Source organism: Psychrobacter sp. T6-1, from assembly GCF_052258445.1.
In genome coordinates this window covers 1-19,749 of sequence record NZ_JBQQFC010000025.1, presented here as the reverse complement: position 1 = coordinate 19,749, position 19,749 = coordinate 1, and the positions used below count along the sequence as shown (strand labels likewise).

Genomic DNA, 19,749 nt, shown 5'->3' with positions numbered 1-19,749 from the left:
AAAGTAAAGGCATGAAGGTGTTTGCGCGCGTCGATCATCAGAAAAATGCGCAAGGTGTTGATTTAACATTAAGACCCACACAAGTGATTATGTTTGGTAATCCTAAAGCCGGTACACCATTGATGAATTGCGAGCAAAGCGTCGCTATTGATTTGCCGCAAAAAATCCTCATCAGTGAAGATGCTGATAAAAAAGTTTGGTTATCGTACAACAATCCTGAATATCTCAAAGACCGCCATAATATAAAAGGTTGTGATACCCAATTAGGGAATATTGCAAAAGCCCTTGATGGTGTTAGTAAAGCCGCTATTGCAAAGTAATACCAAACCCAAAAATGCAATTAGCGGCGTCAAACTCGCTTAGCATATTATAAATGTAGAATAGTCAGTTGGAAGTAAAAAGGTTATAACTTCAAACGCGCTACTGGTATAAATTTTACTTGCGTGCTGCGTTCACAGAGGCTGCGCAAAATTCATCCCAGTAGCGCTGTATTTACTTTATAGTACATCGACTATACTTGCACTCGTTTTCCTTGCTACTCTAATTTTTGGGAATGTTATAAGCTTTAGGTAAGAATCTAAACAAATAAAAAGGTGGGATGCAAAAGCATAACCCACCTTTTTCATGTTTTAGAAAATTAACTTATTAGGAGTTCTCAGATTGTGCTATTTGCTCATGTAACTCTACTTTCAACTTCTTTGCACATTCAATAATTTTCTTTCTATCGGCAGGAATAGCACCGTTTTCGATAGCAGTTAAGCGCATTTGCACCGTAACATCATAGTGCGGATAACTGGCATTACGGTGAAATAAGCGTTTATCCACTTCAATCAGTGCGGCAAATTCATGCAACTCTTGCAAAGTATCTGCCAGCATATGGCACCATTTATAGCCTTTAAATTCTATCTGCATAAAATCGACGTATATCGCCATATTGACTGTCCTTTTTATTGCGTACCCTGAGCATGCTGAGGAATCGGAAATACCTTGTCATAAGCCCAATTAAAGACAAACGCATATACGAGATAAAAGGTCGCCATCGCTATATCCATAACAAAGGCTTCCCACAAGCTAATCTGTAGGTACCATGCGATTAGCGGTAAGAATAATACCAGCAGACCACCCTCAAACAGTACCGCATGTCCGACTCGTAATGCTACGGTCTTGTGGACACTGCCGCGTAATCTAAGCATTGCTTTATCGAATAAAATATTATAAAAATAATTCCAGACAGTGGCGACTATGGAGCCTGCAATAGCAATGACGCCCATCAGCTCAAGCTTAAAACCAAACACTAAGCTCGCTAATGGTGCAAAAATAAGCAGCCCAATAATCTCAAAGCTCAAGGCGTGGCGAATACGATCTTTGGTCGTGCGCATAAAAGCTCTTTGTTATTCATTTAAGCCGCAAGCTTCAATAGTGTCTAAACGCTATGCACTTTATAGACCTAAAGGTGCATTACAGCATACGATTAATGAGCTTATCTTTTTTGACAAACTGATGATAAAGCGCGGCTGCAATATGCAAGGCGGTAAATACTAATATTAGATTCCAAATAATATCAGTATGCACATCATTAAAAAACCGTGCCAAACCGCGATCAGGGGTGACAAATACAGGAATATCAAACAGCCCAAACATACTTACCGCACGCCCGCCGTAGACTGACATTAGCAGCCCTGCCATAGGCATCGCAATCAGTAACGCATAGAGCATAAAGTGACTAAGCTTAGAGATCATCTCTTGCCATTTAGGCATAGGGACAGGCGGCGGCGCTTTGGTAAATACGCGGCTAATTACTCGCGCTATCATCCAAAACAATAAGCTAACGCCAAAGGCTTTATGCAGGCCAATGTAGAACGAGTTGTCCGTATTCTCATAGGTAAAAATCATAACCCAAGTGACGAGCAGCAGCAATGCGCTGACCCAGTGAAAAAGGCGACTGATCGCAGACCATTTATTGACATGGGTTGTAGTAGGTTGAACTGGGCTCATATCTTACCTATTGGGTTATAAAACACTCTCGGAAAAACTATATTTCTTGAACTAAAATTTTACTGTAAGCTTGCGCCAATAATCACTGCTGAAAAATGGCGTTAGCAGATCACTTCACCAAGACGCTAATGACGACGCGCTGCGCTGCGTGATAAAACCATCTGGCGTCTGACCGTTGTCCGCCTGCCAGCGCTGAAACGCATTACGAGTGTTGGTACCGACAATGCCGTCAGTACCCTTGGTGTCGTAGCCAGAACTGGTTAAACGGCGCTGCAAATTGGTCACTTGCACCGTAGAGAGTGGACGCTCGTAACGTGGCCATGATTTTTGTAGACCGCTTTTGCCCGCGATGTCTTTGCCAAGCAAACTCACCCCAAGCGCGTAGCTTGAAGAGTTGTTGTATACCTTGATAACATCAAAATTAGGGCTAAGCAGTAGGACAGGACCATCTTTACCAGCAGGCAGCCACAGCTCCATCTGAGTATTGGCATCCAAAGTGACATCCTCAAGCGTATCAATACCCATCGATGCCCATCTGGCAGCAGATTGTTTGGTACCGACTAAGGAGTAATCAAAAGAGGCAGGAATAGTTGCTTCATAAAAAGGCGCCAAACCACGCACCCAACCTGAATTATTGAGATAATTGGCAGTCGATGCTAGCGCGTCCCCTGTCGCCCATGGATTACGGCTACCGTTATTATCACCATCAACGCCATACTTGAGCCATGTATCAGGGATAAACTGCGTCTGTCCCATGCCGCCTGCCCACGAGCCATCGAGCTGCGACCAAGACACATCACCGCGTTGTAGCAAGGTTATAAGGGCTAACAACTGGTTTTCGGCGAACTCTTGGCGGCGACCATCGTAGGCAAGACTAGCAAGCGAGCTTGGAATATAGCTATTGCCAGTGACAACGCCGTAGGAGGATTCCATACCCCAGATCGCGGCGATGATTTCAGCATCGACGCCATACCTGGACTCTAACTGTGATAAAAATCCGCGCTGTTCAGAGAACTTACGCTTGCCAGTACTCACGCGACCTTCTGATACCGCAGAATCAACGTATTCCCAAGGCATTTTTGAGAACTCAGGCTGACCTGAATCGAGTGAGATAACTTGCTGATTTAAATTCGCAGACGCAAGCAAGCGCTGCACATCATAACTGCTATAGCCTGATGATAGCGCGCGCATAGAAAAATCAGATTTCCAGTCTGAAAAACTCTGATAGCTAGGCTTAACAGGTTGCGGTTTGGGCGTGATAACTGGCGCAGGTGTCGGTTTTACAGTAATCGTCTGCTGCTGAGTAATCTCTACTTTGCCTTGGCGTACTGGCACCGTTTTGCTTGGCTGCTGCATGGCTTGCTGACTGGTACAGCCGACAAAAAAAAGCGCGGGAAGCAAAGCGGCGTATTGTTTTTTTAGCATGATACAACTCTCATATTAGGAATTAGCGCGCTAGTACCGCACGTGGATCAATAGGGTTACCATTTAAGCGCACCTGAAACTCTAAGGCGACTTGATCGGTTTGACCACTGCGGCCCATATTGGCAATACGCTGACCACGCTGTACTTGATCGCCTTCTTTGACCAGCAACTGACTGTTATGGGCGTAAGCGGTAATATAGTTGTCACTATGACGTATCATAATCAGGTTGCCATATTCAGGCAGTCCATTACCAGAGTACAGTACCGTACCTGATTGACTCGCTACGACAGGATCGCCTTCTTGACCGGCAAACCACATACCCATGTTGCCTGATTGAGCATCAAAGTTGCGAATCACCTGATTGCTCGTTGGATAGCCATAATTTGTCGCCGAGTTGGCCGTTGCGTTATATACTGGACTTTGAGTGACAGGTGCACTGGTGACAGGCGGCGTGTAGGTAGGCTGTGGCTGCGGCGTCTGACGGACTGACGTGTTGTAGCTGTTGTTGGCAGCAGGCGCCGAGCCGCCATCCCACAGTTTAAGCCATTGACCGCTATAGATAGTATATTTACTATCTAAACCATTTAGCGAACCGATTTGGCGATAGTTCAGCCGATAGCGAGAAGCGATTTGACTGACGGTATCGCCGCGCTTGACTAGATGATAATTAGGCACACCTTGAGCGTTGGTAATGATTTTGGGACCGCTTAGATTGGTCGGCTGATAAGCAGGCTTAGTTGCGCAGCCAACCATCGCCACTGTCATTGCTCCGAGCAAGGTTGCCGTCGCTAATTGCGATCTCATCGTAAGCTTTTTCATACAAGATATCCTATTTGTAGTGTGACTTGTCGTAGTGTGACTTATTTATGGTAAAGCTAGTATCTGGTTTAAATTATTATTTTATATATCTAGCGCCTGCAACTGTTTGAGCGCCGCTTTTGGAGTATGGTGTAGCCTAACTGGTGACAGACTAATGTAGCCTGCTGCAACTGCTTGTATATCTGTATCAGCCGATGCTTGATCTTGATTCTGTGCGTTATCTTTGCGTAAAGACAACCAGTAAGCATCACGTCCGCGTGGATCAACCATATGATACACAGGCTGTGCAATCTGGCTATGACCTAGGCGCGTGATTTTGCGACCTTGAATATCATCAGCACTTTTTACATTAGGAATATTAACGTTTAATACATGATAGGGCAAACTTTTACAGGTATCTATTATCGATGTTTGAGTTAATAATTTGACGATCTCGTTTGCTGCCCTATCATAACTTTGATCTTGGTCTGATATTTTATGAGCGCCGCCAACTAAGGAGGTTGCAATAGCTGGAATACCAAAAAGCTGCGCGGTAAGAGCGGCGCCAAAGGTACCTGAATATAGAACGTCTTGTCCCAGATTTGCTCCTGAATTGATTCCCGTTACGACGCAATCGAATGCTACGCCCTGATAAAGATTGTGCAGTGCTAAATGAATACAATCAGCAGGCGAGCCATTTACAGCGATAAAGCCAGATGGCAGAATGTGAGTATGTAAGGGACGCGTAATAGTTAACGCACTAGCTGTACCGCTCTGCTCAGTATTTGGTGCGACGACGACCACTTCTCCAATGCCAGATAAAGCCCTGTACAAAGCTGCCAATCCAGGTGCATATACGCCATCATCATTACTAATTAAAAATCTCATTAATACTCTTTTTCTATAGTAGATGACGCTATAAAAGTCATCATGATTTGCTAAATTTTGGGGTTTTGATGATATAGGATTATCATATCCTTTGTACACACTGTATTTGTTGTTCAATGCCAAAATGCTTAAAGCTCTAGGTGATTGACACCTCTTAACTAGTACTTGTATATCTCAAGTGCTGCCTGCAAACAGACAGTGATAAAACTAAATAAGAGATAAATTGCTCAAAGCTGCCTTATATAATAGTGAATAATATTAAATTAATCTTTGTACACCAGTGCCTGCATTTAGCGTTATACTCTGTCTGCCCTATTCACTTAACGTCTAAGGTTTTGTTTTGTCAGTCTATTTATCAAAACCAGTGCCCTAAAAAATATGCCAATGCGTTACAATAAGCAATAATTAACAACATTATTTACCCTTTGCTTTATCTTGACGTAACTTGTCTGCTCATAGCTCTGCTATGTTGCTGAAACACGGGCTAAGCTCACAATATATCTACACATAGACGAAGAATTCATGTGACTTTTATTTTTATAACTATTACCATATGACCATCAAATAATGATAAGCGAGCGTAATACTGAATGAAGAATCAATCGATATTGTCTACAGCTTTTACTATGAAACAAGCCGCCTCCAAAGTCGGTTTTGCTAGCGCCATAGCGTCTGCATTCTTGCTCTCTTCAGTAACAACTGCAGCAGATAACTCTACAACGATCCCTTTAGATATGTCTGGTATGAACATCACTAAGCATGAAATAGCTGTCATGCAAGTGCTCTCAGAGATATGCCCGCCGATGCTCAATGGCAAACAAAAACAGCGTTTTTATAAGTCTTATAATGTACAGCTTCACGAATTGATGCCGTCATTAGAGGATCCAAAAGCGGCTATCCAGTACTTGTCTACTCAGCAAGATTATCGCCAAATCTTGCAAGGCATTCGTAGCTGGACTATGGGATTCTCTAGACAAGAAAACAAAGCGCTATGCGAGGACTTGGCTAACGCGGCTATCTAACGGGTAGTACTGGTTGCAACAGACAATGTCTCATACGACTTGCGATGATTTATAGCCTTTGGCGATAAGTGATTGCAAGTTTTTTATTATCTTAACAATCTCCCCCGGTCTTATTTAGTTGCATTTAACAATTCCCCATCGCTGGGCATTTTGCTACTATAAGGCGTTATTTTTTTATGTCTATCGCTTAGGCAATATACTGTGCTCATCTGTCAATTATGAGTTTTGAGGCTCGGTATAAAGGTTACCAAACATACGTTTATATCCTTAGCTATGCGGTAGATACATTTGGTTTTTTGATGCGGTGTAACAATTTATGATAGTAAAGCAGGTAAAAAAACAGCTCATCCAGCTTATGGTTGCAAGCGCTTCTATGAGCGCGGTCATGGCAGGCGCCGCCATTCAAACTCCTGAAATGGACAATACTGCTTATGTATTGATGGACTACAATACAGGCGAGATTTTGGCACAAAAGAATGCCAATCAACCTCTGCCACCAGCATCCTTGACCAAAATGATGACCAGTTACATCATCGAGCAACGCTTAGCCTCAAATGATTTGAGTGAAGATGACCAAGTATTGATGAGCGAAAACGCTTGGTGCCGCGGTAGTAGTAGCCAATCTTGCATGTATGTCCCTGTCAACAAAACAGCAAGCGTGATCGATATGCTTCGCGGCATCATCATTCAATCAGGCAATGACGCCTCAAAAGCAATGGCTGAGCATATCGCTGGTAGCGAATCGGCTTTTGCTATTTTGATGAACGAGCAGGCGCAAAAGCTGGGTATGGAAAACACCAATTTTGTCAATTCAACGGGTATGCCAGATGATGGTCATTATGCCTCAGCGATGGATTTGGCCAAACTTGCGCGCGCTATTATCAAAAACAGCGGTGAGTATTATGATATCTACGCTGAAAAGGAGTTTACTTATAACGGTATTACTCAAGGCAATCGTAACGCCCTACTCGCGACCGATTCGACAGTCGATGGTTTAAAGACAGGACATACCAACGCTGCTGGTTACTGCTTGGTAGCTTCTAGCGACCGTGACGGTATGCGCCTGATCTCCGTTATTATGGGCACAGAGAGTGCGCAAGCTCGTGCGGATCAGTCGCGCGAACTACTCAACTGGGGCTATGGCCACTTTACAACCGTTACCAAAGCGCCTTCAGGTCAGTTTGTAAGCAAACTGCCAGTATGGTTTGGAGAAAATGAAGAGGTTGAGCTGGCGACTGCTGATAATTTGCAAATCTTGACCACCAAGACACAAAAAAATAAAATCACTACGGTCGTCGACATACCTGAGAGCTTAGAGGCACCTATCGCCAAAGGCCAAGAAGTTGGCAAGATGATGGCGGTTATTGATGGTAAGGCTGTAGCTTCTGTACCTATCATCGCTACCAGCGCCGTCGAGGAGTCAGGGTTTATAAGCCGGATGTGGCAGCATGTGGTACGCTGGGCGCAGAACCTGTTTTGATATATGACTTAGTTGTAAAAAAAGACGCCTAAATATCAGGCGTCTTTTTTTATGCTCAGTAGTTTTTTTGTGCTGCTAGTCTTTTTTGTGCTAAATAAGAAGTCCTATATCCATGCCAGCCACTCCTTAATGAGTTTCATTAATGTTTTGCTATTGATATCTGAGCTGTGACAATAGTCGACGCCGACAGCCTTGATCCCATGCTCAAAACTCCCTAAATTCGGCGCTTGCTGCGGCGGATACCAGTAGATAATCAGCGCGCGATGCGCCTTTTCGTATTGACGGATGGATTTAGTGAGCGAGATCACTCTGGTTATCTGTACGTCTTCAGCGCACATGACTATATCTACCTTTTTAATACTCATCTGCTCAATAACAGATTTTTCGTACTGATGATAATGAACATGAGCCCCTAGTCGCTCGAGAGTAGCTGCTAGATGTCCTTTTTCGCGGTAGTAGTAATAGATAACCGTCAACTCACTAAAAACCGATTGCTGCCGAGTATGATGCTGACTGCTCATAGGAATGGTAAGCGTGAATTGACTACCCACATTAGGGGTACTCTCAACCTCTATTGTGGCACCGATGAGCTGCGCCATTTGCCTGACCACAGTCAGACCAATACCAGAGCCTTCGTATTGACGCGTCTGTGACGAGTCCGCCTGAAAGAAGGGATCAAAAATATCGTTTAGATAATCGGCATCAATACCAATACCTGTATCTTTGATCACAATCTGCCAGCGATTACTGCGATCAAAATGAGTAAGCTGCGATTGAAGGCTAATCTCACCTTTTGTAGTAAATTTTATTGCGTTATCTAGTAACGTCGATACCATCTGCTTAATCTTGTTGACGTCCCCTTGGAGTACATAATCGATATGATGAATATGACTGACAAGCGCCAGCCCTTTTTGTTGAGCGATAGGCTCATACTTAGCGAGTAAATCAGCGATAACCTCTAGCGGATTAAATTCTCGCGTCTCGATACTAATCTGACCTTTATCAATCTGATTTAGTAACATGATTTGATCAAGCATTATCACAAGCTGCTGCGCGCCTTTATTGATAATGTCAGCAGTGTCTTTTTGTTCGATATTTAAGCCTTGGCTATCGAGTAGTTGTAGGCCGCCTACGATAGCATTGAGTGAAGTTTTAAGCTCGTGATTGATCATGCTTTGAAAGGTGTGGCGTTGCAGGTTTAAAGACAAATCTTTGTTGTGTAGTTGCTGCTCTAATATAGCTAGCTCTTTATAGTCGCGCTTCGTATTCTTTAAGCGCTCAAACAAAGTGATAAAAGCGTGCTTGGCTTGCATAAGCTCCTTAAACTCAAGGCGCTGCTTGGTGACAGGTAGTTGCTTGAGCTCTGGATTTTCTATGACCAGTTTGAATACATCCGTTAATGCATCTACGTCTTTGATAAACCAGTTGATTTTACGCAGTATAAACATGATCCAAGTCAGACTGAGCCCTACGATGAACAACCATAGCAGCAAATTATCTTGTAGCCAGTTGCTACGCATACGGGCTGTATCAAGCGTAACATTAAGATAGCCGACCAAACTGCCAGTGTCTTGATTCTCAGTATCAGCACTGGCATCAAGAGCTTCGTCAATAAACGTGCTACTACTAACATCACGACTGATGACAGGATAGTTAAAGCTAGCAGTATTTGAAAACAGTGCATTTTGCCAATCACTACGAGTCTCATCACCCTTGTCTTGAGCGTTATCGGCGATAGAATATGTCGTCGAATAAAACCTAATACTCTCAATACTTGGCTCATTAGCTAACACGAGCCTCACCTGATCGGCGATTAGATTGGCACCAGCGGGCGTTGAAGCACTAGTGGTTAGTAGCGCCGCTAACTGATCAACGTGTTGCTGCTTTTGCTTATAGTGATAAACCAGGCCGTAAATAACAGACAGTAAAAACCCGGTCAGCACAGTTACAAGGGTTACTTGTAAAACAGCGCTCCAAGCAATAGCGGAGAGAGTCTTTTGTGGACGGTTTTTCATATCGCGTCACTGCCATTAGACAACTGTAATGTTATAAATCTAAATACTCCCATACATACTACTGGTATTTATGCCAAGTCACAAAGGCTATTGCACCCTTTTATAGGTTTAAAAAATAAGCGATTACAGCTTTGCAAACGCTCATTAAAACGTGAGCTATCGATCTCTTTTATCGCCTTTAGTGAACTTTTTGCGCTGCTTGCGCTGAAGCAGTTGCTGCGCCTTTGCTTTGGTCGGTGTACTGCTTTTGTGAGCGTACGGGTTTTCGTTGAGTTTGAAGACCACGTTCAAAGGCGTGCCCTCTAATTTAAACACTTGGCGAAACTGATTTTCTAAGTAGCGCTGATAGCTTTTGGGTAGCGAGCCAGTTTGATTACCATGAATAACAATAACGGGTGGATTGTGCCCACCGATATGAGCATAGCGCAGTTTGATTCTACGACCACCAACGGTTGGTGGCGGATTTGCAGTCACCGCATCTTGCAAGATTTGCGTCAGGCGGTTGGTCGATACCTCAAACATTGAGGACTCATAAGCGCGGCGAATAGACGGGTATAGATTACCGACGCCTGTACCATGAAGCGCAGATATCAGATGCACTTTGACATAAGGAATAAAGTTAAAACGGCGATCCATCTCAATCTTGATATAGTTTTTTTGATCTGGAGTCAGACCATCCCATTTGTTGATTGCAACGACTAAGGCGCGGCCTGCGTCAAGTGCATAGCCAATCATATGCAAATCTTGATCAACGATACCCTCTTGAGCATCAATGACAATGACCGTAACGTTGGAGTCCTTAATCGCCTGCAAGGTTTTGATAACAGAGAACTTCTCTACCTTTTCATCAATCTTACCGCGACGGCGCACGCCTGCGGTATCAATTAACACATAGTCTTTGCCATCGCGCTGATAAGGAATGTAGATACTATCACGCGTCGTACCTGGCATATCAAATACCACAACGCGATCTTCACCTAATAGACGATTGACCAGCGTTGACTTACCGACGTTGGGACGACCGATCACAGCAAGCTTTAGGCCATCAGGCTCCTGTCCGTGCCCATCCTCTGGCATATCAGCAGTAAGTACCTCAAGTAGATTACCGACACCGCGACCATGACTTGCCGCCATTGGATATGGCTCGCCAAGTCCTAATGCATAAAACTCAGCAGGCGCTGAATCATGAGCGCCATCGACCTTATTGGCAACGACATATACCGGTTTGCCTAAGGTATGCAAAAACTTACCGATCTCAGCATCTGCGCCAATCAAACCTGCGCGCGCATCCACGACGAATACAATGATATCTGCCTCGTGTATAGCAGTGTGCGACTGCTCAGACATGTAATCATCGATATTGCCGCTGCCATCATCCGCCTCACCAATGCCGCCTGTGTCAACGACAATAAAGGACTTATCTTCATATCTGGCATCACCATACTGACGATCACGAGTAAGCCCTGACAAATCGGCAACCAAAGCCTGACGACTCTTAGTAAACTGGTTAAACAAGGTGGATTTACCGACGTTTGGGCGACCGATTAAGGCGACCACAGGCTTGATACTCATGCAATACTCTCTATGGTGTGCTTGGTAGTAAACACAGTAGCGGACAGGATTAAAGCGATAATGCTTTAAAGCGATAATAGATCAATAATAAAGGCATTAGGCACAATAGCAGCGCCTAATGCCTATGATAATAAAAAACAGCACTAAAAGGTAGCAATGCTAATTAACGTGCCAGTTGCCAAATAGAGGCTTGACCTGTGGTGCTTTGAGCCAGTAGACGATTATTATCAGACTGTAGCGTCGTCAATGCACCTTTGGTCTGAACACGGCTGACAATAGCACCAGTCGCTGGGTTAAATAGATGCACTACCCCATCCAAGTCACCAATAGCAATATAGTTGCCTATCATCACAGGGTTAGTGAGTTTGCGATAAGCCAGCTCGTTGCTCTCCCATAGCATCTCGCCGCTATTGCGATCATAAGCGACGACCTTGCCGTCTAAACTGGTCGCAATCACTTGCTGATTGTTCACCGCTAACGACTTTAGGCTAGCAAGCTCATTTATGTACATGACCTGCTTTGATGCCAAATCGATACCTAAAAGCTGACCGCTATAGCTGATTGCAAAAAGCTGATCGCCATCAACGATAGGCTTGCCATCAACATCACTCATACGCTCAACTTCACTACTGCCTGTGCCAACGCCTATGCGACGTGACCATTGCGGCAGACCACTATCGGTGGTGATAGCGTGCAGACGACCATCAGCTGTTGCCAAAAGTGCAGTCTTATCATCTAATAAGGTGGGCGCAGCTGTACCTCGAATGCTAATAGCGGGCACTTGAGTTGCAAACTGCCAAACCGACTGACCTGATTGAAGTACTAACCCGTGCAAAAACCCGTCGTTGGCGGACAGTATCACGCGGTTATTGGTAATGAGCGCAGGCGTGAGTACTGAGCCTGATAATTGCTGCTGCCAACGCTTGGCACCTGTTGTACTATCAAAGGCGAAAACCTGACCATTACGAGTAGTAACAATAGCAGTCTGACTAAACGCATCTACCGCCACGCCGCCTGTGATCTCATCACCGACATTCACTGACCATAGACGTTGACCAGTACTATCAAACCCTAGTAAATCACCGCCACGCGAGGCGGTAACTATCTGACCATTATCAAAACCGACCTGCAAGCTTAAAGGATCCTTTTTGCTTGCCTTTTTGTTGCCAACATCAACATTAAAGACAGGTTGTAGCACACTAATAGGCTGCGCAATCTGTACCAGTTTTACCGGATCGTTGACGACAGGCTTGATACCGCGGTTACACCCAACGACAGCAGTCGTCATAAGCGCCAGTATTGCCGCATTCATAACCGTCTTTTTGACCATGCTTTTAGAGCGAATCGATCGAGTCATTATAGGTTCTCACTACGAGTAAATGATAAATAAGTATGCAATATAAAATTATTGTGCTGTCTCTATTGCTACGCTTTGAGCTTCAGAAGAAGCAGGTTCGACACTGATTGCCTGCGGCGCAGCACTCGAGGCTTGAACCAGACTCGCCTGCTCAGTGATAGGATCAGGTACCACACCCAAACTCTCCATTTTCAGTGCTAATACTGCACGAATTTCCTTACGCTCTCGTAACAACTCCCAAGCATTATTGTAGGCTTGAATCGCTTCATCTTGCTTATTTTGTGCCAAGTAGATATCCCCTAACAACTCTTGCTGACTGGCTTCAAACGAGATTGGGAACTCGTTATTAGCGGCAGACAAGGCGCTATCGGCATCACCCATAGCAAGTAGGGTTTCGGCATAACGCAATTGAGTGATCGCCTTTAGACCTGCGTCACCCAAATCAATAGCCAATGCCTTTTGTAGCGTCTCGCTAGCACCTTTAAAGTCATCGTTGTCAGCTTGCGTACGCGCCTTTATCATCAGCGCTTGCCAAGCATAAACAGAGTCGCCATGAGTTTGCACTAAAGTGTCAATGTTTTGATTAAGCTGAGTGCGACTATCTGCAATCGCGGCCAAAGCATCCGCCTCTAAGTCAGGATTTTGCGACGCCAAATTAACCTCTTCATTGAGCCTTTGAATATCAGCGTACTGATCTGCGGCAACGGTATCTACGCGCGCATGGTTATTCTGCCAGTACGTCCAGCCAAAATAGCCTGCCAATGCGAGCAAAATCACAGTGATAATATTGCCACCATACTTTTGCAAAGCCTGCATTGAGTTATCGGTATTTGGTGAATTGGGGTTCAATGCCATGATCATCTGCCTACTAAATTATTAAAAAAGTATCGCGGTACAAATGCAGCTTTACTATTGTCGCTAAATTTAATTGTCACTAAATCGAAAAATTATCCGTACTAGATAACCACTGCTGCTCGACCGTCTGCTGCTCGCCTGTTTGCATATTTTTGATGCTAATGGTCTGCTCATCAAGCTCTTGCTGTGCGATAATAACGGTCAATCTAGCACCCGATTTATCCGCTTTCTTCATTTGTGCTTTAAGGCTCGTTGCCCCGCCCATTTTTATGCGCAAGTCCGCTCTATCATAGCGCAGATTTTGTGCAAAACGTACGCCTGCGCTATAGACATCAGGGTGCGCAACCACAAAGACATCACATGCAGCGACGTCGTCAAAAGGTGCGACTGCTTCTATTAATAAAAGCAGACGCTCCAGACCCATAGCGAAACCAACACCAGGCTCAGACTTAGCAGGTTTGTCAGTATTCATAGATTTTAGCTGACCGATTAACCCATCATAACGCCCGCCTGCGCACACCGTCGCCTGACTACCAAGCTTATCAGTCACCCATTCAAAGACGGTTTTGTTGTAGTAGTCAAGGCCCCGTACCAAATGCGGGTTAATCTCGTACTCAATGCCCAACTCATCTAAATAAGCTTTGACTTGTTCAAAGTGAGCTGTGCTTTCATCACTCAAAAAGTCAGCAAGCTTTGGCGCATCCGCTAAGAGAGCCTGCGTGCTCGCCTCTTTACTATCCAATATCCGTAGTGGATTGGTACTCAAGCGGCGCTTGCTATCTTCGTCGAGCTGATCTTGCTTATCAGTCAAATAGCTAACCAGCGCATCACGATAAGCATGGCGCTCATCACTCTCGCCTAAACTATTAAGTTGCAGCTGCATCTCGTCTTTGAGACCCAGCTTTTGCCACATAAGATAAGTCATAGCAATCAGTTCAGCATCGGCATCAGGTAGCGCACTACCAAAGCTCTCGACACCGAGCTGATGAAACTGACGATAGCGGCCTTTTTGCGGACGCTCATAACGAAACATGGGCCCTATGTACCACAATTTGGGTGCATCGCCGCGCAATAAGTTATGCTCGATGACCGCGCGTACCGCACCTGCCGTACCCTCTGGGCGCAAGGTAAGCGGCGTTGGTGGCTCAGACTTATCAATGAAGCTATACATCTCTTTTTCGACGATATCGGTTGCGCCGCCAATCGCTCTTGCAAACAGATCTGTCTGCTCAACGATAGGCAAACGGATATGTTCATAACCATATCTAGCGAGTACTTCTGCTAGTATTTTCTCTAAACGTAGCCATTTTGCCGCTTGTTCTGGCAAGATATCGTTAAACCCTTTGATCGCTTTTATCATGGTGCCTTTATATCCCTAAGAATCACTTGTACTTTATCATTATTATTTAGTGCTAGACTATTTAGTGCTAGTTTTTAAGCTACTCAACTGCTTATCCGACTCTGATAATCTCATTTTCGCGTGCTTTGGCAAGCTTATCAGCATGCTCACGCACCATCGTTTCGATTTCATCAACTAAGTTGGTGGTATCAATCAGATGACTCTTCTCGCCCATGCGGTAGACTAAAGATTTGGGCGCTGCACCTACAATTCCTATATCCGCCTCTTTAGCTTCACCTGGGCCGTTAACCTTGCAGCCTATAACCGATAAATTCATCGGCTCGCGTATATCCTCTAAACGCGACTCAAGGGCAGTCATGACTCTAATCACATCAAACTCTTGGCGCGAGCAGCTTGGACAAGCAATAAAGTTAACGCCATTTGAGCGAATATTAAGGGACTTTAGAATATCAAAACCTATCTTAATTTCTTCTTCAGGCTCTGCGGCGAGCGATATACGAATCGTATCGCCAATACCATCAAGTAGTAAACCGCCTAATGCAATAGCTGACTTGACCGCGCCAGTACGATAGACGCCCGCTTCAGTCACGCCCAAATGCAGCGGATTATCAATCTGCGCAGATATCAGGCGATACGCATCCATCGTCAAAAATACATTACTGGCTTTGACTGAGACTTTGTATTGATCAAAGTTTAGACGATCTAAGATATCGATATGACGTATGGCCGACTCAAGCATCGCTTCCCCAGTCGGCTCGGTGTATTTGCGCTGAATGTCTTTTTCGAGCGAGCCTGCGTTGACACCAATACGAATCGGAATATTATGATGACGAGCACAAGCGACTACTTCACGTACCTTGGCATCGCTACCGATATTACCTGGGTTAATACGCAAGCAATCAGCGCCCGCCTCTGCTACTGCTAAAGCAATTTTATGATCAAAATGTACGTCGGCAATTAGCGGCACACTAACTAATTTGCGAATCTTGCCAAAGGCTTCGACCGTATCCATCGTCGGCGTCGATACGCGCATCATATCAGCCCCAGCCTCAACGCAGCGCTCAATCTGAGCAACGGTAGCCGCAACATCGCAGGTGTCAGTATTGGTCATACTTTGTACACTAATGGGCGCGTCGCCACCGATTGCCACATCGCCAACATAGATTTTTTTGGTTTGACGACGGTTAATAGGTGTAGGCATAGACATATAAACATCCTTTATTTAAAAATCGCAATCGATTGATACCGCTAAGCTTGGCGTTTTATTTAAGCTTATAAGCTTATGGATTTAAGATAAAGCTGGCTTGGTCGCCCGCTGCATACTCATCCATAGCAACTGGCTCTTGATTAAACGTCATGCTAACACCCGCGGTATCACTGATATTGACGTTCAAAGGTGGCGCGCCTAAAAGCTCATAAGTACCCGCAGTCTGATCACCTGTCATAAGGCTACTGCCTGCAGCGTCTGTAATATTGACGACGACTGGATCGGTAATACTGACCACAAGTGGCAAGCGAGCATTAGTCGTAGGCTCACCTAAATTAAGCGCCGATCCTGAAGCGCCAACCGTATCTTGGTTATCGATTGCAGCGCCTTGAGTCTGCTCAGCGGCTGAAATATCCTCTGATAGCGGCGTTGGCTCTTGAGCGTTATCGCTGGTAGCATTGCTCACCATACGATACAAGAATATCGCTAGGATAATTAGAGCAATCACAGCGATAACAAGCATAGGATTAAAACGGATACGATTGTGCGTATCGCGCTGCAAAGTACCCATAGGTCTAAGTGGCGAGTCGATATTGTTGATCGAGTGCTGTTTGAGCTCGTTAGGGTAAGCGGCATCAAAACTATCTGCGACTTTGATTGGATCCAAATCTAAGAACTTAGCATAATTAATCGCAAAACCACGCGCAAAAGCAACCTGCGGCAAATCAGAGAAGTTCTCATTCTCCAATGCTTGCAGGTGACGCTTTAATATAAATAGCTCGCTAGCAGCCTCGTCTAAACTGATCTGCTTTGATGCTCGCGCCTGCTGCAACATAGCACCGAATGATCCCTGAGCGCCAGATGATTGATGTGATGAAGGGGTGGTCATTTCCATGGAGCCTCTGGGTTATTAAGCCAATTCTTAAGTTGTTTTGCTTCATCGCTGAGTGGATAAGCGGATAGAAGTTGCTGCGCTAATTGCTGGCGCGTTGATATCTGGTTTTGTGCGTCAGCAAGTTTGATGCCTTGAAGCATAAGTCGTGGACTTACGCCTTGCCCTTGCACCAATATTAAAGTTTCATCATAGAGTCGTTGTGCTTGCTGTACGCGCTGCTGCTCAAGGAGCAGATCAACCAGCTCGATATGGGCAATAATACTACTACGGTTACCGTCTAGTGCGCGCAAAAATGCTTTTGCTGCAGCTGGATTATCATTGAGCTGAAGGTAGGTGCGCCCCAAATTTTCAAGCGCGCCGATCCGGCCTTCGTAACCGAGAGTCGCGCCTGCAATCTCAAACTGCTCAGCGGCTTCCTTATAGCGATCCATCTGTGATAAATAAACACCGTAGTTGTTACGCGCCTGCACAAAATCAGGATCTAAGGTGATCGCCTTTTTAAAATACTGATCCGCCTTTTGCAAATTTATGCGGCTGCCTTCTTGCTGTAACAAAACGCCCATCATATCATAGGCAGGCGCGTACCTGCTATCGGCAGCAAAAGCTTTTTCGAGTTGTCGCTGCGCGGTATCCAGCTCATTTTTTCGGATATATTGCGCAGCAAGCGTGGTACGAACGCGCGCCACTTCCTGCTTATCGACACTACGATTATCGCTTGCCTGCGTTGTGGTCTGATAACGCGTACCACCGAGCAAGTCTGTATTTTGACTGCTCTGACACCCTGCCATAGATAAGAGAACGACACTTGCCGTCACCAATTTATAAGTCGCAAAGCTTTGTCTACAGTGTGTACTTTTATGAGTTAAAAAAGAGCATTTGGGCTGATATAAGTATTTAAGCATCATTAAAGCTACCATTAAACGATTATTCAAAACAGGTTTTTCACCTTAGTTATCGCGTGCAGCTTAGGCACTCTAACGCGATAAGATCTTTGGTGATTGTCAACACTGTGAAACGGTGCAGCATCAGTTTAATAGATTTGCAGTCTATAAGTACAATTTACTTTGCCAAGTGAATATTATACTGTCATAAAAAGACAACTTACTAGCCTCAGCTCTCTTCTCTATCTTTAATACTTTGTTGCCACGCCGCTGAGCGCCGAGTACGATCAGCCACCTGTCCGACCAATTGACCACAAGCGGCGTCAATATCATCGCCACGCGTCTGACGTATAGTACAGACAAAACCAGCTTCGCTTAAAATATTGCTAAAGGCATGAATGCGATTATTACTTGATTTGTCGTAATTGGCATGTGGGAACGGATTAAACGGAATCAGATTTATTTTACTAGGCAGATCACCCAGTAAAGCGACTAATTCCCGCGCGTGCTCGTTACTGTCGTTGACGCCATCTAACATGACATACTCTATCGTCACATGTTTTTTGTGGCGTGGATTGACCTCATAGACATAGTTGCGAGCAGCGGCCATCAATTGCTCAAGCGGGTACTTTTTATTAATAGGTACCAGCTCATTACGTAGCTCGTCATTTGGCGCATGCAGGGATATAGCGAGCGCCACATCGATATCTTGTGCCAGCTCATACATCTTGGGCACCACGCCTGAGGTTGATAAGGTCACGCGGCGCTTGGATAAGCCATAGCCATGATCACTGAGCATCAGCTCCATAGAGCTAACCACAGGGGTGTAGTTGAGGAGCGGCTCGCCCATGCCCATCATCACCACGTTAGTGACGTTGTTCTCCCACAAACTATGATCGACATGCTTTAAGCTGTCATTGTCATCAGTCATATAAGAGGCATTAGCGACCCACAACTGACCTAATATCTCAGCGGCACTCAAATCACGCTCAAAGCCTTGTTTGCCGGTGCTACAAAAACTACAGTCCAGCGCGCAGCCCACTTGTGAGGATATACATAAGGTTTTGCGGCCGTTTTCTTTACTGTCATCTGCCGGTATCAATACGGTCTCAACCAAAGAGCCGCCTGTGACTTCAAACACCCATTTACGCGTGCCATCGTTACTGTACTGACGATGAATTACCTTTGGCGGCGTCACGCAGGCATTTTGTGATAATTTATCACGTAAGGATTTACTTAGATTGGTCATCTGATCGAAGTCAGTGACACCGTGCTGATAGATCCATTTAATGACTTGGGTGGCGCGAAACGGCTTCTCGCCTATACTCTTGAAGTACTCGGCCAGTTGCGCTTGCGTCATACCAAGTAGATTGGTCTTGGCTTTTGCTTCGTCTACTAGCTTGATACTTGTAGTCTTGGCAGGGACATGCTGAGTCGGCGCTTGAATGGTTTGAATCGTTGACATAATAAATACCTTTTTTGCACCCACTCATAAGCGGCGCAAGTATTGAGATGCAAGTATATAAATCATCATGCTAGAAATGCGGCATAAGCAATCCGTTATGAGCGTGCTTTTTGTATTGGATAATAGAACATGCTGATAAGGGATTGATAACGCTATGTAAATACAGATGATGAGGCAAATGGTCGCTAATTTCAACAACAAAGCGCTAAAACGGCTTATACCCATAAGATATAAGCCGTTTAAATATTCTATATCGCTTTAGTGGTTACCAGCGATACAAATTAACGGGTACGCGCACAGACTTCATCATCGTTGAAGAAGTAGCTGATTTCGCGCTGAGCAGATTCTGCTGAATCTGAACCATGTACCGCGTTTTCATCGATGCTGCTAGCAAAATCAGCACGGATAGTGCCTTTTTCCGCATCTTTTGGGTTGGTTGCGCCCATGATTTCACGATGACGAGCGATAGCGTTTTCGCCTTCTAGTACTGATACGAGTACTGGACCTGACATCATGAATGATTTTAGATCGTT

At 44.9% G+C, this 19,749-nt stretch carries 19 protein-coding genes; 3 read left to right on the top strand and 16 right to left on the bottom strand.

Annotated features, from left to right (window positions below):
- Window positions 1-320, top strand: a 320-nt coding sequence (locus ACTXGO_RS03190; RefSeq protein WP_443573334.1) for a DUF302 domain-containing protein, incomplete at its 5' end; no start/stop codon positions are given.
- Window positions 321-645: 325 nt separating this feature from the next.
- Here ACTXGO_RS03190 and ACTXGO_RS03185 read toward each other — a convergent pair.
- From ACTXGO_RS03185 to surE, 6 genes are all read right to left on the bottom strand, one after another.
- A complete protein-coding gene (locus tag ACTXGO_RS03185; RefSeq protein ID WP_435950591.1) occupies window positions 646-933 on the bottom strand; it encodes a DUF4031 domain-containing protein in 288 nt (95 codons plus the stop codon).
- A gap of 14 nt (window positions 934-947) precedes the next feature.
- The gene (locus tag ACTXGO_RS03180; RefSeq protein WP_317199958.1) at window positions 948-1,379 is read right to left on the bottom strand and encodes a PACE efflux transporter; all 432 of its coding nucleotides are present in this window, start codon (window positions 1,377-1,379) and stop codon (window positions 948-950) included.
- 79 nt (window positions 1,380-1,458) lie between these two features.
- Entirely contained in the window at window positions 1,459-1,995 is a 537-nt protein-coding gene (locus ACTXGO_RS03175; protein WP_443541432.1) for a cytochrome b, read from the bottom strand.
- A gap of 114 nt (window positions 1,996-2,109) precedes the next feature.
- The gene (locus ACTXGO_RS03170) at window positions 2,110-3,420 is read right to left on the bottom strand and encodes a lytic murein transglycosylase (protein WP_443573332.1); all 1,311 of its coding nucleotides are present in this window, start codon (window positions 3,418-3,420) and stop codon (window positions 2,110-2,112) included.
- 22 nt (window positions 3,421-3,442) lie between these two features.
- Window positions 3,443-4,240 carry a LysM peptidoglycan-binding domain-containing M23 family metallopeptidase gene (locus ACTXGO_RS03165; RefSeq protein WP_443541430.1) on the bottom strand — a complete coding sequence of 266 codons (798 nt, stop codon included), beginning with the start codon at window positions 4,238-4,240 and terminating at the stop codon, window positions 3,443-3,445.
- A gap of 81 nt (window positions 4,241-4,321) precedes the next feature.
- The gene (surE, locus tag ACTXGO_RS03160) at window positions 4,322-5,107 is read right to left on the bottom strand and encodes a 5'/3'-nucleotidase SurE (RefSeq protein ID WP_443541429.1); all 786 of its coding nucleotides are present in this window, start codon (window positions 5,105-5,107) and stop codon (window positions 4,322-4,324) included.
- Between the two features lie 626 nt (window positions 5,108-5,733).
- Between surE and ACTXGO_RS03155 the strand changes: the two genes are divergently transcribed.
- Both ACTXGO_RS03155 and ACTXGO_RS03150 read left to right on the top strand, forming a co-directional pair.
- Window positions 5,734-6,129: an MCR_0457 family protein gene (locus ACTXGO_RS03155; protein ID WP_435950580.1), complete on the top strand. Its 396-nt coding sequence runs from the start codon at window positions 5,734-5,736 to the stop codon at window positions 6,127-6,129.
- Between the two features lie 316 nt (window positions 6,130-6,445).
- Complete coding sequence (locus ACTXGO_RS03150; protein ID WP_317199952.1) at window positions 6,446-7,609, top strand: D-alanyl-D-alanine carboxypeptidase family protein; 1,164 nt, start codon at window positions 6,446-6,448, stop codon at window positions 7,607-7,609.
- 104 nt (window positions 7,610-7,713) lie between these two features.
- On the opposite strand, the gene ACTXGO_RS03145 is transcribed toward ACTXGO_RS03150, so the two are convergent.
- From ACTXGO_RS03145 to ACTXGO_RS03100, 10 genes are all read right to left on the bottom strand, one after another.
- Window positions 7,714-9,624: a sensor histidine kinase gene (locus tag ACTXGO_RS03145; protein WP_443573330.1), complete on the bottom strand. Its 1,911-nt coding sequence runs from the start codon at window positions 9,622-9,624 to the stop codon at window positions 7,714-7,716.
- A gap of 156 nt (window positions 9,625-9,780) precedes the next feature.
- Window positions 9,781-11,196, bottom strand: a complete 1,416-nt coding sequence (der, locus tag ACTXGO_RS03140) for a ribosome biogenesis GTPase Der (protein ID WP_317199950.1) — start codon at window positions 11,194-11,196, stop codon at window positions 9,781-9,783.
- Between the two features lie 163 nt (window positions 11,197-11,359).
- A complete protein-coding gene (gene bamB / locus ACTXGO_RS03135) occupies window positions 11,360-12,553 on the bottom strand; it encodes an outer membrane protein assembly factor BamB (RefSeq protein WP_443573328.1) in 1,194 nt (397 codons plus the stop codon).
- 48 nt (window positions 12,554-12,601) lie between these two features.
- Complete coding sequence (locus tag ACTXGO_RS03130; RefSeq protein WP_317199948.1) at window positions 12,602-13,408, bottom strand: YfgM family protein; 807 nt, start codon at window positions 13,406-13,408, stop codon at window positions 12,602-12,604.
- A gap of 79 nt (window positions 13,409-13,487) precedes the next feature.
- Window positions 13,488-14,768, bottom strand: a complete 1,281-nt coding sequence (gene hisS / locus ACTXGO_RS03125) for a histidine--tRNA ligase (RefSeq protein WP_443573327.1) — start codon at window positions 14,766-14,768, stop codon at window positions 13,488-13,490.
- A 91-nt stretch (window positions 14,769-14,859) separates the two neighbouring features.
- Window positions 14,860-15,975, bottom strand: coding sequence for a flavodoxin-dependent (E)-4-hydroxy-3-methylbut-2-enyl-diphosphate synthase (gene ispG / locus ACTXGO_RS03120; protein WP_443573326.1), 1,116 nt, complete (start codon window positions 15,973-15,975; stop codon window positions 14,860-14,862).
- Window positions 15,976-16,048: 73 nt separating this feature from the next.
- Entirely contained in the window at window positions 16,049-16,864 is an 816-nt protein-coding gene (locus tag ACTXGO_RS03115) for a helix-turn-helix domain-containing protein (protein WP_443573325.1), read from the bottom strand.
- Window positions 16,861-17,685, bottom strand: a complete 825-nt coding sequence (gene pilW / locus ACTXGO_RS03110) for a type IV pilus biogenesis/stability protein PilW (protein WP_443573336.1) — start codon at window positions 17,683-17,685, stop codon at window positions 16,861-16,863. The genes ACTXGO_RS03115 and pilW overlap by 4 nt, the downstream gene beginning before the upstream one ends.
- 295 nt (window positions 17,686-17,980) lie before the next feature.
- Window positions 17,981-19,216 carry a dual-specificity RNA methyltransferase RlmN gene (gene rlmN, locus ACTXGO_RS03105; protein WP_443573324.1) on the bottom strand — a complete coding sequence of 412 codons (1,236 nt, stop codon included), beginning with the start codon at window positions 19,214-19,216 and terminating at the stop codon, window positions 17,981-17,983.
- A 281-nt stretch (window positions 19,217-19,497) separates the two neighbouring features.
- On the bottom strand, window positions 19,498-19,749 hold a 252-nt coding region (locus ACTXGO_RS03100), incomplete at its 5' end, for a nucleoside-diphosphate kinase (RefSeq protein WP_443573323.1).